Origin of the sequence: Stenotrophomonas sp. BIGb0135 (assembly GCF_024810105.1) — a bacterium.
In the GTDB taxonomy this organism is placed as follows: domain Bacteria; phylum Pseudomonadota; class Gammaproteobacteria; order Xanthomonadales; family Xanthomonadaceae; genus Stenotrophomonas; species Stenotrophomonas maltophilia_AB.
Window position 1 is genome coordinate 600,617 of sequence record NZ_JANUDX010000003.1, and the last position, 15,716, is coordinate 616,332.

The following is a 15,716-nucleotide window of genomic DNA, read 5'->3' on the forward strand; positions in this document are numbered from 1 at the left end:
CGTCCAGCCATGACAGCCAGCCGGGCAACGCGCCGGCCAGGTCCTGCGGCACGCTCATCGCGATCATCGGCGTCGCCCCGAGACCAGCGCCAGGAAGCGCGTGCGGGCCAGCACCTGCAACCGGCGCACTGCCTCGGCATCGACGTGGGGGCGATAGCCGCCGTCCAGCAGCAGGCGCCCGTCGCCATCGGAGAAGGCGCGGCTGCCCGGTGCATCGAGGAATTCCAGCCACGCCTGCCCCTGCAGCAGCTCGGCGCCGGGTTGGCGCAGGCGCGCGGCGCGGCGCAACAGGGCGGCGATCGTGGCGACGGTTTCCACCGGCGTGCCGGCCTGCGCCACCGCCTCGTCGAAACTGCGTTCCCACCGCTGCTGGCGACGCTGGCGATGCAGCCGCCACCCGCCCGCCAGCAGGCACAGGGCGAGCAGCGCGGCCGCCAGCAGCCACCAGCCCGGGGCCGGCGGCCACAACGACGGCGCCGCCGGCAGGTGCACGTCGCGCAGCGGGAGTGACGTGGGCGTACTCATGCCACCACCGCCGAGGGCATCGGGGTCAGCCAGCAATCGCTGGCGTCATCGGTGGCCACCACATGCACCTGGATGCGGCGCGATGCGAGCTGTTTCTGCAACGCCTCCAGCGGCGTCACGAAGCGTTCGCGCCAGTGCTCGCGCACGCTGGCCCGGTCCAGGTCGAGCAGCACGCGGCGGCCCTCCGACAGGAAGGCCAGCGGCGCCGACGGCGGGGCGAGTTCCAGCGGGTCCACCAGCAGCATCACCAGGACTTCGTGGTGCATCGCCAGCGCGGTCCAGCGCGAGACGCTGATCGCCGCGGCCTGGCCCGGGTCGGCCAGCACCACCACGCGTGCGCCGGGGCGCAGCAGGCGTGAGGCCTGTTCGAGCGCCCGGTCCAGCCCGGCGTCCTCCGCGGGAGGCTGCGCGTACCAGCGGGTCAATGCATCGAGCACGCGCAGCACGCCGCGGGTGCCGCCCGCGGGCGGCAGCGGGGCCTCCACCGCACTGCCGCGCAGTGCGCCCAGCCGGTCGCCCTGGCGTTGCGCCAGCCACGCCGCAATTGCACCCACGCGGGCCGCCTGCACCGACTTGAAGCGCACGCGGGTGCCGAAATACAGCACCGGATCGGTGTCGGCCACCAGCAGGGTCAAGCGCTCGCGCTCGGCCTGGAACAGCTTGGTATGCGCCCGCCCGGTGCGCGCGGTAACGCGCCAGTCGATATGCCGCGCATCGTCGCCGGCCACGTACTCACGCGATTCGGCGTACTCCATGCCGCGGCCGCGCATCGGCGCCGGCGCGCTGCCGGCATGCCCGAGCCGCCCGCGCCGGGCCGGTGCGAGGCGATGCGCATTGCGGCGCAGCGCGACCAGTTCGGCCAGGCTGGGGCGCAGGCCGTCGCCCTGGCTGACGCCTGCGGGGTCGTCCACGTTCGAGCCCATCGGGGTCAGGGCGCCGGCACGCGTGCCAGCAGCTCCGCGACCAGGCGGTCGCCATCCCAGCCTTCGGCGGTCGCCTCGTAGCTGGGCAGCACGCGGTGGCGCAGCACATCGGGGGCGACGCTGCGGACGTCATCGGGGGTGACGAAGTCGCGGCCGGCAAGCCAGGCGCGGGCGCGGGCGCAGCGCTCCAGCGCGATCGAGCCGCGCGGACTGGCGCCCCAGGCGATGCGACGGCCCAGCGCCGGGTCGTAGCGGCTGGCATCGCGCGAGGCCAGTACGATCTCGATCAGATAGCGTTCCAGCGCCGGCGCCATGTGCAGCGACAGCACCGCCTTGCGGGCGGCGAAGACATCCTCCAACGGCATCCGCGCCGGCATCGGCGGCGGCGTGCCCAGTGCGTCGCGCGCGCGGTCGCGCGCCAACCGCAGGATCTCCGCCTCGGCGTCCGAATCCGGATAACCGATGCGCACGTGCATCAGGAAGCGGTCCAACTGCGCTTCGGGCAGCGGGAAGGTGCCTTCCTGTTCGATCGGGTTCTGCGTGGCCATCACCAGGAACAGCGCCGGCAGCGCATACGTGTGGCGGCCCACCGTGACCTGGCGCTCGCCCATCGCCTCGAGCAGCGCCGACTGCACCTTGGCCGGCGCGCGGTTGATCTCGTCGGCCAGCAGGATCGGGTGGAAGATCGGACCGGGCACGAACTCGAAGCGCCCTTCCTGCGGCCGCCAGATCTCGGTGCCGGTCAGGTCGGCCGGCAGCAGGTCCGGGGTGAACTGCACGCGCGAGAAGTCCGCTTCCAGGCGGGCAGCCAGTGCGCGGATCGCCGTGGTCTTGGCCAGCCCCGGCGCGCCTTCCACCAACAGGTGGCCATCGGCAAGCAGGGCGATCAGCAGGCGGTCGACCAGCGCGGCCTGGCCCACGATCTCGCTGGACAGCGCATCGCGCAGCGCGCGGAAGCCATCGTGGAGGCGGCCAAGGGACGCGTCGGCGGCGGCGGGGGTATCGGTCTGGGTGTCGGGCATCGGGGGAGGCAGGTTCATGGCGTCCATGTGACCCACGCGAGGTGCGCAAGGTTCCGCCGACATGATGGCAGGGCTGGCCCCGGAGCGGGATCAAGATTGCCTGAACGCGAAAAGGGCCGCACGAGGCGGCCCTTTCGCTGCAGGCAGTGCGGCGGCCTTAGTTGGTCTTGGCCACGCGCAGCACCTTCGGGGTGACGAAGACCAGCAGTTCGGCCTTGTCCTTGTTGCGGCTGCGCTTCTTGAACAGGTTGCCCAGGAAGGGCACATCGCCCAGGAACGGCACCTTGTTCACGCTGTTGCGGTCGGTGAACTCGTACACGCCACCGATCACCACCGTCTGGCCGTCTTCCACCAGCACCGCGGTGTTCACTTCGCGACGGTTGATGGTCGGCACCTGGCCGTAGCCTTCCAGCACGATGTAGCTCTCGACTTCATCCTTCTTGACCGCCATGTTCAGGAACACGCGGTTGTCGTTGGTGATGGTCGGGGTGACCTTCAGCTCCAGCAGCACTTCCTTGAACTGCACGTTCGGGGTGGCAACCGTGCCCACACCGCCGCCGCCACTGATGGTGACGTAGCCGATTTCCTTACCCTGCTTGATCGTGGCTTCGCGCTGGTTGGTGGTGACCACACGCGGGTTGGAGATCACTTCACCACGCGACTCCTGCTGCATGGCCGACAGTTCCACGTCCAGCAGGTAGCCGGCGTTGAGGATCGACAATGCCAGCGAGCCCGGGTTGCTGGCCGCGGCCACCGGCAGGTTCCAGTTCAAGCCACGGGTGATCGTGGACGGCGTCCTGACCGGTGCCGGGCCCGTGCCGCCGCCCGCCAGCCATTCGTTGACCGCCTTGTTGTACTCGGTCTGCGAATTGACCTGCGAGCTGCGGGTGGCCGCATTGGCCGCCAGGTCGCCGCTGAAGTACACGTTGTCGCGGCTGCCGCTGATGCCGAACTTGGCACCCAGTTCGCGCGCGAAGGTATCGGTGGCGATGACGATGCGGCTTTCGATCAACACCTGGTCGACCGGGCGGTCGATGACGTTGATCAGCTCGCGCATGCGCGCCAGCTTCTTCGGGATGTCGCTGATCATCAGCGTATTGGTACGCTCGTCGGCCACGATGCGACCGCGCGAGGACAGGAAGCCACTGTCTTCCTGCGAGCTGCTGCCGCCACCACCGCCACCACCACCGCCGCCGCCGATGCCCTTGGCCTCGGTCAGTGCTTTGAAGATCTGCACTGCGTTGTGGTAGTTGATCTGGATGTAATCGGTCACCAGGTCTTCGCGGTTTTCGATCGCGATGCGGGCGTCTTCCTTGTCCTGCTCGAACTTGGCCAGTTCCGGCTGCGGGGCAACCCACACCACGCCGCCTTCGCGACGCTTGTCCAGGCCCTTGGCCCGCAGCACGATGTCCAGTGCCTGGTCCCACGGCACATTGACCAGGCGCAGGGTGACATTGCCTTCGACGCTGTCGGAGGCAACGACATTCAGGTTCGACTCCTCGGCGATCAACTGCAGCACGGTGCGCACCGGCACGTCCTGGAAGTTGAAGGTCACCGGCTTGCCGCTGTAACCGCGCTGGCCGACCGCTGCCGCTGCCTGGCTCACGGTGGTGGCATTGATCGCACCGGTGGCCGGGGCCTCCTTGCGCGCGCTGATCTCCACCACGTACTCGTTGCCGGACTGGTAGGCCAGCGACTCGAAGGCGGTGTTGGTGCTGAGCACCAGCTGGGTACCGCCGCCATAGGGCTTGGGATCGATGCGCTGCACCGGCGTGGCGAAGTCGGTCACGTTGATCGACTTCTGCAGGTTCTCCGGCAGGCGCACGTTGCCGACGTCGATGACGACGTTGTTGCCCTGGGTCCGCAGGTCCGGGCTGGCGCCCTGGCCGTCGAACTTCAGGATCAGGCGGCCGGCGCCGTCTTCACCGCGCTTGAAGTCGATCTTGGATACCGCCAGCGAGGCCGGCGCGATCGCCGGCGCAGCCGCTGCCGGCGTGGGTGCTGCCACTGGCGTTGCCGCCAGCAGCGTGCCATTGGCCACCATGAGCGCGACTCCCAGCGCGCACAGGTGGATCAGCTTCGGGCGCCGGTTGGGACGCTGCCGCATGGCATTGGAAAAGGTCATCGTGCTATCCCCATAATCAATCATTGATCTTCAAGCGCAAGCGATGCAGGCCGTTCCAGCCAGCCGCCCGCGCCATCCGGCACCAGTTCAATCAGTTCGATCCGGTCTTCGAAGACCCCGGTCACGCGGCCGTCGCTCTGCCCCATGTACACGCCTGGACGCACCCGATAGGTGACCTTGTCCGGCGCCATCACCAGCGCGACCAGCCCGCCCCCGTTGCCGATCGAACCCACCATGTCCAAGGCATCCAGCGGGAAGACTTCCAGCGGCTCCTTGCGACGGTTCGGATCGGGACGCAGCCCCGAGCCGCCCTGTGGATTGGTCCAGGCATCCGTGAACGGATCGCGCATCCCCTGGGCGGAGTATTCAAACGTTTCGAACTGCTGCATCACCGGCAGGGGCTCCAGCGGCGGCGCCGGACGTGCACGCACGTCCTCCACCCACTTGGCCAGGTTCGGTGCATCGCCCGGGGTACTGCTCACCCCGCGCGCGCAGCCGGCCAGCAAGGCCAGCGCCAGCAGTCCACAGATCCGTGCGGTCATCGCCAGGCTCATTTCCGGCCTCCGGACTTGGACTTCTTGTCTTTGGCGTCTTTGGCGGCGGCTGCCTTCTCCTGCGCTTCCATTTCCAGCTCGTCCAGGTAACGGTAGGTCTTGACCGTGCCGGACAGCTCCAGCGCACCGCTGCGCGCGGTGATGCCGGTCTTGGGGTCCTTGGGCTTCAGGTTGATGTCGTGCATGGTCAGGATGACCACGCGCGGCAGCGAGGCCACGCCACTGACGAACGCACCGAACTGGTGGTAGCTGCCCACCATGCGCAGGGCGATCGGCTTCTCGGCGTAGAACTCCTTGGGCTGCTCGGCACCGGGCTGGAACAGTTCATTGACCAGGCCGCTGGACAACGCAGTCTGGGAGATGTCGATGATCAGGTCCGGCATTTCGGTCTTGCTGGGCAGCTGGCGAAGCATCTGCTGCAGCACCTGCTCCATCTGGCTCAGCTGCTGCTTGAGCGGCTCCAGGTTGACCGCACGCCCCTGCTCCTTCTCGAACTCGGCGCGCAGGCCGGATTCGGTACGCTCCAGGCCGGCCAGCTCTTCACGCTTGCCGCTGATCAGGGCGAACCAGGCCAGCAGCACGATCAGGGCCGACAGCAGCACGCAGAACACCACCTTGGCCTTCTGCGGCCAATTGCCGATGTTGTTGAAGTCCAGCTCTTTGAGGTTGATCTTCTGGCTCATGCGGCCCCCTTCTGCGGCGTACTGGACGCCGCCGGTTGTGCGGGTGCGGCGGTCGGAGCGAGACGGCTGCCGCCGGGCTTGCCGGGCGGAGCGGCCGGATCGGTCGCAGGTGCGGTGGCCGGAGCGGGCGCGGTGCCCGGCGACAACGGCGCCACCGGCGCTGCGGCGGGATTGGCGGCCGGGTCGGCCGTCTCCGCAGGAACGATCACGCTGCCATCAGGCGCCACGCCATCGACCGGTGCGCTCTGTGCCGGCAGCGTCACCTTGACCACGAACATGTACGGCAAGGCGCTGATGTCGGTGACAGGACCCACGGTGCCTGCCTTCTGGTCAGGCTTCTTGGCTTCGATCACCGACAGTTCCGGCTTGCTCATCCAGCCCGAGCTTTCCAGGTTGCGCATGTACGCGCTGACCCGGGCGTTGGACTGGGTGCGGCCTTCCAGGGTGAGGATGTCGCCTTCCTGCTTGAGCGCGGTCAGCACCACCCCGTCCGGGATCGTGCGCACCAGCGCGTCGAACAGGTGGACCATCTGCGAGCGCTTGGCCTGCAGCTCCTCGATCACCTTCTTGCGCGCCAGCAGGCGATCCTTCTGGCGGTCAAGCCGGTCGATCTCCTTGTTCTGGTCCTTGACCTTGGCGATCTCGGCGGTGAGGAAGCTGTTGCGCTCGGCCTGGCCGCTGACCTGGCGGTCGTAGTAGAACCAGATCATCAACGACAGCAGGACCCCGCCGATGGCGGCGAAGCCGAGCATGCCGTAGAAGTCGCGCTGGCGTTGCTTGCGCCGCTCGGCGCGCCAAGGCAATAGATTGATTCTTGCCATCAGTCAAAGCTCCTCAGGGCCAGACCGGTGGCAATCATCAGCGCCGGGGCGTCCTGGGCCAGGGCATGCGCCTGCACCTTCGGACCCAGCGTCATCTGTGCCAGCGGATTGGCCACCACGGTGGCCACGCCCAGCTGTTCTTCCACCATCTCCGGCAGCCCGGCCAGCGCCGCGCAACCGCCGGCCAGCACGATGTAGTCCACGCGGTTGAATTCACTGCCGGCGTAGAAGAACTGCAGCAGACGGCTGATCTGCTGGACCGTGGCTTCCTTGAACGGCTCCAGCACTTCCATTTCGTAGCTTTCCGGCAACCCGCCCTGGCGCTTGGCCAGGCCAGCCTCCTCGTAGGTGAGGCCATAGCGGCGCATCACCTCGTCGGTGAGCTGCTTGCCACCGAACACCTGTTCGCGGCTGTACAGGCTCCGCCCGCCGCGCAGGACGTTCAGGGTGGTCATGGTGGCGCCGATGTCCACCAGGGCCACCACGCCGTCGCTGGCGATCGGCAGCTCGCTGGCGACCAGGGCAAAGGCGTTTTCGACCGCGAAGGCCTCCACGTCCATGACCCTGGCGGTCAGGCCGCCCAGTTCCAGCGCCGACTGGCGCAGCTCCACGTTCTCCGACCGCGACGCCGCCAACAGCACCTGGACCATCTCCGGGTTGTTGGGAATGGCGCCCAGCACTTCGAAGTCGAGGTTCACTTCCTCGATCGGGTACGGGATGTAGTTGACCGCTTCGAGCTCGACCTGGGCTTCCATGTCGTTCTCGTCCAGGTCGGCCGGCATCGGGATCAATTTGGTGATCACCGCCGAACCGGCCACGGCCGCGGCGGCGTGCCGGGCCTTGGTACCGGAACGGTTCACGGCGCGCCGGATAGCCTCTCCGACAGCCTCGACCTCAACGATGTTCTTCTCCACCACCGCATTCGGCGGTAGTGGTTCCACAGCGTAATGTTCCACGCGGAAACGATTGCCACTGCGGGAAAGCTGCAAAAGCTTTACTGCAGTCGAGCTGATGTCGACGCCAATAAGCGGCGACTGGCTTTTTGGGATAAGCCCCACGGTTTCTCCCCTGCCGACGGGCACTTGGACGCAGAACCTGCGCCCGCGCATTAATAACGTTTTTTTAGCAAAGCGCAACCGTTCGCGGCAAAACGTGCACTACGACACGTTTCACACGTCCCCAAACGATGATCGACCTGCTCTCCCCAGGAACGGCCCCAGCCGTTCCCTTGCGTAATCTATACTCTGCGGCCACGAAATTCGCAATCGGAATCTGTCACTGATGACACGCTTTCGCCGCTGGCTGCGCTGGTTGCTGGTCGCCTTCCTGGTCCTGGGCCTGATCGGCGCCGCCGTCGCAGGTGGCCTCTATTACGCTGTTTCCTCCAAGCTTCCGGACGTGCAGAGCCTGCGCGACATCGAGATGCAGGAGCCCATGTACGTCTATGCCAGCGATGGCAAGCTGATGGCGGTGTTCGGCGAGTCCCGGCGCACCCCGATCACCATGAAGGAGGTCCCCGAGCGCCTCAAGCAGGCCTTCCTGGCCACCGAGGACGCCCGCTTCTACGAGCACGGGGGCGTGGATTACAAGGGCATCGGGCGCGCGGTGTGGCTGCTGGCCACCACCAACGACAAGCGCGTGCCGGGTGGGTCCACCATCACCCAGCAGGTCGCCCGGCAGTTCTTCCTGAGCTCGGAGTACAGCTACACCCGCAAGCTGGCCGAGATCCTGCTGGCGCGCAAGATCGAGTCCGAGCTGAGCAAGGACGAGATCTTCGAGCTGTACCTGAACAAGAGTTTCTTCGGCAACCGCGCCTACGGCGTGGCCGCTGCGGCCGAGTTCTACTACGGCAAGAAGCTGGGCGAACTGGACCTGGACGAGATGGCCTCGCTGGCCGGCATCCCCAAGTTCCCCTCCTCGGGCAACCCGATCAGCAACCCCGAGCGCGCCCGTGAGCGCCGCGACTTCTACGTACTGCAGCGCATGGCCAGCCTGGGCTTCATCTCCCAGGCCGAGGCGGACGCGGCCAAGGCGGTGCCGATGCACGCCAGCGCGCACGAGCCGCCGGTGCAGGTCGACGCGCCGTACGTGGCCGAGCTGGTCCGCCAGGAAATGATCGCCCGCTTCGGCGGCGACGTGGTCAACAAGGGCTACCACGTCACCACCACGATCAACGCCGAGCTGCAGACGGCCGCCAACATCGCCGTGCGCGATGGCCTGCGCGTGTATGACCACCGCCATGGCTGGCACGGGGTGGAGCAGCATTTCGATGTGCCCGCCGACGCCGACGCCAAGGCCCTGGCCGCCAAGCTGGTCGGGATCCCGTCCCAGTCCGGGCTGCTGCCGGCGATCGTGGCCTCCACCGCTGCCGACGGCAGCGCCACGGTCGTGCTGGCCAACCGCAGCGAACTGGTGCTGCCGGTCGCGGCCAGCCGCTGGGTCAACAAGGCCCCGGCCAAGCTGCTGACCCGCGGCGACCTGGTCCGCGTGCGCGCCGGCGAGAAGGAAGGCGAGTGGCTGATCGACCAGATCCCGCGCGGCCAGTCCGCGCTGGTCTCGCTGGATGCCGAAAGCGGCGCGCTGAAGGCGCTGGTCGGCGGCTTCAGCTTCTCCGGCAACAAGTTCAACCGCGCCACCCAGGCACGCCGCCAGCCGGGCTCCAGCTTCAAGCCCTTCATCTACGCGGCCGCGTTCGACAAGGGCTTCAACCCGGCCTCGATCGTGCTAGACGCGCCGGTGGTGTTCCGCGACCGTCGCGGCAAGACCTGGTCGCCGCAGAACGATGGCGGCGGCTTCCGTGGCCCGATGCGCCTGCGCGAAGCGCTGGTGCAGTCGCGCAACCTGGTCTCGGTGCGCCTGCTCGATGGCATGGGCGTGGACTACGCGCGCAAGTACATCAGCGAGTTCGGCTTCGCCGAGGCCGAGCTGCCGCCCAACCTGTCGATGTCTCTCGGCACCGCCTCGCTGACGCCGCTGTCGGTGGCCCGCGGCTATGCGGTGTTCGCCAACGGCGGCTCGCGCGTGGATACCTGGGTGATCGACCAGGTCACCGACCGCGACGGCAACCTGGTGTTCAAGGAAAACCCGGCCATGGCCTGCCGCGAGTGCGCCGGCTCCAGCGGCGGTGCCCCGGTCAGCCAGGTCGTGGACGGCTTCAACTTCGGTGCGGCTGCGGCGCCGGCGCCGGCGGCGACCGCGGCGGCCAAGCCGCAGCAGCCGGTAGAGGCGCCCAAGCCGGTCAACCCGGATGCCAAGGTGGCCCCGCGCGCGATCGACGCCCGCACCGCCTACCAGCTGGTGTCGATGATGCGCGACGTGGTCCAGCGCGGCACCGGTACGGCGGCCAAGGTGCTTGGCCGCGAGGACGTGGGCGGCAAGACCGGCTCCACCAACGACCACCGCGATGCCTGGTTCTCCGGCTTCGGCGGGCCCTACGCCACCACCGTCTGGGTGGGCCGCGACGACTTCCGCTCGCTGGGCTACCGCGAATACGGCGGCAAGGCGGCGCTGCCGATCTGGATCGACTACATGCGCGTGGCGTTGAGGGACACCCCGGTCGCCAAGAACGACCCGCCGTCGGGCATGGTCCAGGCCACCCTCAACGGCGCCACCGAATGGGTCAAGGTGGAAGACATGGACAAGATCGAGGACTTCAGCTTCGACACCCATGTGCAGCAGGCCGACGACGCCGCGTTCGATATCTTCTGATCGCCAGTGCCGGGCATGTCCCGGCACCGTGGACGCAGACAGGCCGGGCAATGCCCGGCCTTTTTGTTCGCCGCCCGCATCATGGCCCAGGTAGAGCCACCCCACGGGTGGCTGCACGTAATTGTTGATCGCAGGCGCAGCCCCCCATGGGGTGGCTCTACCCCGTTGTCACATCGCCGGTGTACATTGCCGTGCAGGTCGCCCAGGAATTCCGGTCATGCATCGAGCCCGTCAGCATGCAGCCACCCAGACCCGCGAGCGTCGCCACCGGCTCGCCCACGAAGCGGCCCGGCTGATGGCCGAAGGCGGCATCCGCGACTACCACCAGGCCAAACTCAAGGCCGCCGCCCGGCTGGACATCCACGACGACGCCTCGCTGCCGCGCAATGCGGAGATCGAAGATGCGCTGCGCGAGTACCAGCGTCTTTTCGCCGGTGCCGACCATGGCAGCCAGCTGCGCCAGCGCCGCGAAGCCGCCCTGCGCGCGATGGAGTTCCTGCGCGGGTTCGCGCCGCGGCTGTGCGGCCCGGTGCTGGACGGCACCGCCGACGCCAACAGCCCCGTGCAGCTGCAGGTGCACAGCGAAGACGCCGATGCGGTGCAGCGTTATTTCGACGAACACGGCGTCCCGGCCGAATCGCGTACGCGCCGCATGCGGATGGACCGCGAGCGCGTACTGGATGTGCCGGTATGGGTGTTCAGCGCCGAAGAGCTGACCTTCGACATCGCCGTACTGCCCTACGACGCGTTGCGCCAACCACCGCTGTCGGCGATCGATGAGAAGCCGATGCGGCGGGCATCGGCCGTGCAGCTGCGCGAGCTGCTGGCCGAAGCTGAAATCGAGGGCTATCTCGCCGATTGAGGCGGTCCACCGTGCACGAAGGCGCGGTCCGCGGATGCAGGCACTAGGCTCCCCAACGGGCGAGTCTACCGAGTGCTGGCCGGCACGCCGCCATCGATCACGATGCCGGCGACCACCCCAGCAACTGCCTTTCCTGCGCGCTCAACGACAACTTGCGATACAGGTGATCCAGGAACCATGGGCCATCCCGCCAGCGCGCCGAGGCCGGCAACCCCGCCATGTCTTCCATGGCGCGCGCCAGCACTTTCCACTCCAGCGCATGCGTCGACGCCGGCGGTAGAAAACGTGCCATCCGCTCGGTGCTGTCGGCGGCCTTGATGCCCGCCCCTTCGTTGTAGACCTCCAAGGACGGTCGTGGCCGCCCGCGTCGCGCGACGTGGCGCGCGAACATCAGCTCGGAAAACACCCAGGGCGAGCCGATGTAGTCGCCACCGTCCACATAGTCCTTGATCCGCACGGCAGGGCTGTCCAGGTACAGGAACAACTCGCAGCCGTCGATCATCCGCTGCAAGGCCGCGCTGAGGATCATGTAGACGTTGGCAGCGGTGCGGGTGACCTTGCGGTAGTGATAGCTGCCCGGCTCGTCCTTCTTGCGGGAGAAATGATCGTCCACGTCGTTGAGCAGCGCGTACACGTTGCCCCAGACGCACGAATCCACGAACACCGTAAGTCCAAGCCGCTCCAGTGCCACCGCCAGCTGCATCACCTGCTGGCGATCACCGGACGCGTGCGACAGGAACACATCGGCCTTCACGCTGGGAAACAGGTGTTTCTGCACGGTGTCGGCATCGAGCAGGGTGTCCTTGCCCTTCAGGTAGGACCCCAACGCCACGAGCGGCGACGGCGTGCGCTGTTCGAACGCGGCAACGGCCGCCGCATCCACGGCCATCGGCGGCGTGGCGAAGTTTTTGATCTTCAGGTCAAGCAACATCGGTTCGCTCCGTTGGCGAGCAGGAAAATGGCCACGCAACAGGTGACCAGAACAACATGGAAGCCCACCACCGCAGGGCGGCGCAGCACCTGGAAAAACGGTTCGCGCACGGCCCGCAGCCGCGCCGCATCGATGCGCAGCCCCACCACCTCCGCCAGCGGGCGGTCGGCGGCGTGGTTGTACAACGCGATGAACGCTCGCTCCTGCTGCAGGAAGTACGCGTGGAAACCCATGAACAGCGCACCCGGTGCCAGGAAAAGCGCCCAGTGGAACTGCACGTTCTCGCCCAGCGAACAGGCCAGCACCGCCGTCATCACCGCGATGCTGCCGCCCTTGATCGCCAGGGCGCCATTGGCCAGGCGCGTGATCACACCCTGCAGCACGTTGAGATAGCCCAGGCGTAACGCAATCTGATCGGACACGGTCTGCATGAAAACCCTCCGCGTGGCGGCATGCCGCCGCCACGCCGTGTAGCGACACAAGGGCAGGGCCGCCGCGTAGTGCGGCCCCGCCCTCCCCTGCATTACCAGCCGATACCCACACCGACGCCAACGGTCTTCTCGCCGCTGTTGGTGAACGCACCGTTGAGGCTGAAGGTGGCCGAGCCGCGCTCGTTCATCACCCGCTGATAGCCCACCGCCAGCGCCGATTCGCCATCGGAGTGGCCCACGCCCGCACCGAGGCGGTTGTAGGTGTTCAGGCCGGCAGTATTCATGGCCATCGCACTCTGCGCGCTGCTCATCGCCGCCATGCGGTTGAAGCGCTTGTCCATGCCGTCCAGCCGCTTGTTCAAGCCCTCTACCGCCACATCGGTGTACTCGTTGGCACGCTCCAGCACATCGTTGAGCTGGCGCACGTTGACCGCATCGGTGTCCGCCGTGCCCTTGGCCACGTGCTTGACGCTGCGCTCCTTGCCCTCGCTGCCCACGGCGACGGCGGTGTCGCCCTCCGCCTTGACCACCGGCGCGGGCGTATCGACCTTGGCGACCGGGGTGTCCGCCGGGGCCGTCGGTGGGGCCACCTCGCTGGTGGTCGTGGGTGCGTCGCCGGTGGTCGTCGGGGCATCGCTGGACAGCGCCAGCGGAGCGCCCTTCCGGCCCATCATCGCGACCGGCGCATTGTCGCGGCCTTCCAGCGTGTCGATCTGACCCTGCAGGTTCTTCTGCACCTCGTACAGCTGGCCACCGTTCACCGCATCGCGGCTGCCGGCGGCGATCAAGCCGTTGGCGACGTTGCCCAGGACCATGCCGTGGGTGCCGCCGAGATTCAGGCGGCCGGGACCATCGGAGCGGGAGGCGGGGTCTTCCTGGAAGAGGCGATTGAGATTTCGGTCCAGCGAGGACAGCGATTTTTCGTTGTCCTGCACCGAGGTATCCAGCGCGGTCAGCGCGTCTCCGACGGTGCGGTATTGGCTACCCTGCACATTGAACGACGGACTGACCGGGGTGCCGTTGGCATCCACGCTGCCGCCGAAGACCGTGGCGATGCGCTTGAGCTGGCCGACGGTGGCGGCGTCGTGGTCGGCGGTGCCGTTGGCTACGTTGACGATGCGGCGCGTCAGCGTGTCGTTACCAAGTGAGACGGTGTTTCGTTCAGTGGCTACCGACCTGTTCCCCAGTGCTACCCCACCTTCGGCCCCCTTATCCACAACGCTTTTCGCACCAATCGCAAGGCCAGAGTCAGCAGATACACGCGTTGCTGTCCCAAGTGCAAATCCCTCCAGACCCTCCTCTGCAACGTATGAACCACGTCCGAGAGCTACGGAACTTGTACCGGCGGCAATTGAGAAGCTGCCGATGGCAAGCGCGCCATTTGCTGACGCCTCGGCGCTACCACCAATCGCTATCGCATACTCTGTGGCGCTTGCCAGCTCACCGTCAGCATTGTGACCGATAGCAAAATACTGATTCCGATTTTCAATTTTTGTTAACCGAGAATTTGTTGCGTAAAGCTGTCCGCCATTTACCGCATCCTTGCTATCGGCCGACGAGATATCGCCCGCTCCCACACCAGCAAGGCGGGCACCGCCAAAGTCGATTACTGGTTCGCCCGCCGCCATCAGGTTGCGTCCGGCATGAGGCTGCATCCCGTCCAGCGCAGCGCGCAGATCGGAGATCTCGGTGCGATTCTCGCCGACCTTCTGATTGGTTGCATGTAGCTGGCTACCGTTGACGGCGTCGCGGCTGCCGGCGGCAATACGTCCATCAGCCACATTTCCCAGCACCATCCCATGGGACCCAGCCAGCAACAGATGGCCTGGGGAGTCAGAACTTACGACTGACTCTTGAAATAGGCGACCAACCTGGCCAGCCACCGCATCAACGTCATTCCGGTTTGTATCAATGGCAGTGTCGAGTGCCAGAAGCGCGTCGCCTACGTTGTTGTAACCGGCGCCAGCCAGCACATACTCGGGCGGAGTGATTTTTCCAGCGCTATCTACGGCAGCACCACCGCCCAAGCCGTCCAGGGTGCCTTTAAGCTGACCAATGGTGGCGCCATCATGATCACCGATTCCATGATTCATGTTTGTCACTCGCCGCTTCAAGTTGTCATTACCAAGCGAAACCACTCTGCTCTCGTACACAGTCGATTGATTGCCGAGTGCCACGCCTAGATCGGCCCCTGCGTCCACCACACTACGAGCCCCGATGGCGAGGCCTCCGTGAGCGGAAACTCGTGTCAACGTACCCAGCGCGAAGCCATCTTCGCCTCGGATATCAACGTAAGATCCGCGTCCCACCGCAACGGAACTAATACCAAGCGCGGAGGAGTAGCTGCCAAGTGCCAGTGCGCCATTCTCCAGTGCGCGAGCACTGTCGCCAATGGCCACTCCGAGTAGTGATGCCTGCGCACCTTCACTATCCCCATCAGTTCCGATGGCTAAGAATTGATTCATCTGTTCAACCGAGGAGAGCCTGGAATTAGTCAAGAACAGCTGCCCGCCGTTTACCGCCTCCTTGCTGTCGGCACTACTGATATCACCCGTCGCCAGCCCACCAATCCGCGCCCCTTCCAGGCCCACTTCCGTTCGATCTTCATTGAACGTAACCACCCCATCCAGATCCGGCGCAAAGTCCTCGAACTCGCTACGCAATGCCGCAATGCTGTCGCGGTTTACACCGATATTCAGACGGTTGGCGTCGATGCTGGTGCCATTGATTCCAATCGCCGCCCGATTGCCATCGATCGCCGTCCGGTTGTCGCCAATGCCCGTCTGGTTGCTATCGATGTCGCCGCGGTTATCCGCGATGTGGCGCGCGTTGTCTTCCACCACCACCTGTTGCTGCCGCGCGATCTCGTTGGTGGCAAACAGCTGCCTGCCGGTAACCGCTTCGCTGCTATCCGTAGCGAGCGCCGCGTCGCTGACGCCCGACAAGGTGCGGGTCAAGCTGCCCTGATTGCGCACATCAACGACGCGACCTGTGTTCTGCGCGCCCAACCGCAGATCGCCCGACGCAGATACCTGGCGGACCAGGCTGTTGGCCAGATCCGCACCGGCCTGGGCAGTGCCTGCCGCCGTGGTAGCCGCCGCCGCGGCCGTCTGTGCAGCGCCGGCCTTCTC

General features: G+C 66.6%; 13 protein-coding genes. 2 read left to right on the forward strand and 11 right to left on the reverse strand.

What is annotated here, in order from left to right:
- Window positions 1–63: 63 nt before the first annotated feature.
- From M2421_RS10335 to M2421_RS10370, 8 genes are all read right to left on the reverse strand, one after another.
- On the reverse strand, window positions 64–525 hold the full coding sequence (locus M2421_RS10335; RefSeq protein ID WP_259206490.1) for a DUF4381 domain-containing protein: 462 nt from the start codon (window positions 523–525) through the stop codon (window positions 64–66).
- The gene (locus M2421_RS10340) at window positions 522–1,436 is read right to left on the reverse strand and encodes a DUF58 domain-containing protein (RefSeq protein ID WP_259206493.1); all 915 of its coding nucleotides are present in this window, start codon (window positions 1,434–1,436) and stop codon (window positions 522–524) included. Before M2421_RS10340 ends, M2421_RS10335 begins: the two co-directional genes overlap by 4 nt.
- Before the next feature lie 17 nt (window positions 1,437–1,453).
- Window positions 1,454–2,470 carry a MoxR family ATPase gene (locus M2421_RS10345; RefSeq protein WP_259206542.1) on the reverse strand — a complete coding sequence of 339 codons (1,017 nt, stop codon included), beginning with the start codon at window positions 2,468–2,470 and terminating at the stop codon, window positions 1,454–1,456.
- A gap of 157 nt (window positions 2,471–2,627) precedes the next feature.
- Window positions 2,628–4,595, reverse strand: coding sequence for a type IV pilus secretin PilQ family protein (locus M2421_RS10350; protein WP_259206496.1), 1,968 nt, complete (start codon window positions 4,593–4,595; stop codon window positions 2,628–2,630).
- A gap of 20 nt (window positions 4,596–4,615) precedes the next feature.
- The gene (locus M2421_RS10355) at window positions 4,616–5,149 is read right to left on the reverse strand and encodes a pilus assembly protein PilP (RefSeq protein ID WP_259206497.1); all 534 of its coding nucleotides are present in this window, start codon (window positions 5,147–5,149) and stop codon (window positions 4,616–4,618) included.
- A complete protein-coding gene (pilO, locus tag M2421_RS10360; RefSeq protein WP_259206498.1) occupies window positions 5,146–5,832 on the reverse strand; it encodes a type 4a pilus biogenesis protein PilO in 687 nt (228 codons plus the stop codon). Before pilO ends, M2421_RS10355 begins: the two co-directional genes overlap by 4 nt.
- A complete protein-coding gene (locus tag M2421_RS10365) occupies window positions 5,829–6,653 on the reverse strand; it encodes a PilN domain-containing protein (protein ID WP_259206499.1) in 825 nt (274 codons plus the stop codon). Before M2421_RS10365 ends, pilO begins: the two co-directional genes overlap by 4 nt.
- The gene (locus M2421_RS10370; protein ID WP_345780465.1) at window positions 6,653–7,711 is read right to left on the reverse strand and encodes a pilus assembly protein PilM; all 1,059 of its coding nucleotides are present in this window, start codon (window positions 7,709–7,711) and stop codon (window positions 6,653–6,655) included. Before M2421_RS10370 ends, M2421_RS10365 begins: the two co-directional genes overlap by 1 nt.
- A 223-nt stretch (window positions 7,712–7,934) precedes the next feature.
- Here M2421_RS10370 and M2421_RS10375 point away from each other — a divergent pair, with 223 nt between their 5' ends.
- Together M2421_RS10375 and M2421_RS10380 are read left to right on the forward strand one after the other, a co-directional pair.
- A complete protein-coding gene (locus tag M2421_RS10375) occupies window positions 7,935–10,361 on the forward strand; it encodes a penicillin-binding protein 1A (protein ID WP_310439720.1) in 2,427 nt (808 codons plus the stop codon).
- 217 nt (window positions 10,362–10,578) lie between these two features.
- Window positions 10,579–11,223: a hypothetical protein gene (locus M2421_RS10380; protein ID WP_259206500.1), complete on the forward strand. Its 645-nt coding sequence runs from the start codon at window positions 10,579–10,581 to the stop codon at window positions 11,221–11,223.
- Between the two features lie 97 nt (window positions 11,224–11,320).
- On the opposite strand, the gene M2421_RS10385 is transcribed toward M2421_RS10380, so the two are convergent.
- The 3 genes from M2421_RS10385 to M2421_RS10395 all read right to left on the reverse strand — a co-directional run.
- Window positions 11,321–12,154: a toll/interleukin-1 receptor domain-containing protein gene (locus M2421_RS10385; RefSeq protein WP_259206501.1), complete on the reverse strand. Its 834-nt coding sequence runs from the start codon at window positions 12,152–12,154 to the stop codon at window positions 11,321–11,323.
- Window positions 12,139–12,585: a hypothetical protein gene (locus M2421_RS10390; RefSeq protein ID WP_259206502.1), complete on the reverse strand. Its 447-nt coding sequence runs from the start codon at window positions 12,583–12,585 to the stop codon at window positions 12,139–12,141. Before M2421_RS10390 ends, M2421_RS10385 begins: the two co-directional genes overlap by 16 nt.
- A gap of 92 nt (window positions 12,586–12,677) precedes the next feature.
- On the reverse strand, window positions 12,678–15,716 hold a 3,039-nt coding region (locus tag M2421_RS10395; protein ID WP_259206504.1), incomplete at its 5' end, for a YadA-like family protein.

Excerpts from the sequence above, each read along its gene's own strand:
- M2421_RS10335 (WP_259206490.1), bottom strand. The coding sequence starts at position 525 with ATGAGTACGCCCACGTCACTCCCGCTGCGCGACGTGCACCTGCCGGCG.
- M2421_RS10345 (WP_259206542.1), bottom strand. The coding sequence starts at position 2,470 with ATGCCCGACACCCAGACCGATACCCCCGCCGCCGCCGACGCGTCCCTT.
- M2421_RS10350 (WP_259206496.1), bottom strand. The coding sequence starts at position 4,595 with ATGACCTTTTCCAATGCCATGCGGCAGCGTCCCAACCGGCGCCCGAAG.
- M2421_RS10355 (WP_259206497.1), bottom strand. The coding sequence starts at position 5,149 with ATGAGCCTGGCGATGACCGCACGGATCTGTGGACTGCTGGCGCTGGCC.
- pilO (WP_259206498.1), bottom strand. The coding sequence starts at position 5,832 with ATGAGCCAGAAGATCAACCTCAAAGAGCTGGACTTCAACAACATCGGC.
- M2421_RS10365 (WP_259206499.1), bottom strand. The coding sequence starts at position 6,653 with ATGGCAAGAATCAATCTATTGCCTTGGCGCGCCGAGCGGCGCAAGCAA.
- M2421_RS10375 (WP_310439720.1), top strand. The coding sequence starts at position 7,935 with ATGACACGCTTTCGCCGCTGGCTGCGCTGGTTGCTGGTCGCCTTCCTG.
- M2421_RS10380 (WP_259206500.1), top strand. The coding sequence starts at position 10,579 with ATGCATCGAGCCCGTCAGCATGCAGCCACCCAGACCCGCGAGCGTCGC.
- M2421_RS10385 (WP_259206501.1), bottom strand. The coding sequence starts at position 12,154 with ATGTTGCTTGACCTGAAGATCAAAAACTTCGCCACGCCGCCGATGGCC.
- M2421_RS10390 (WP_259206502.1), bottom strand. The coding sequence starts at position 12,585 with ATGCAGACCGTGTCCGATCAGATTGCGTTACGCCTGGGCTATCTCAAC.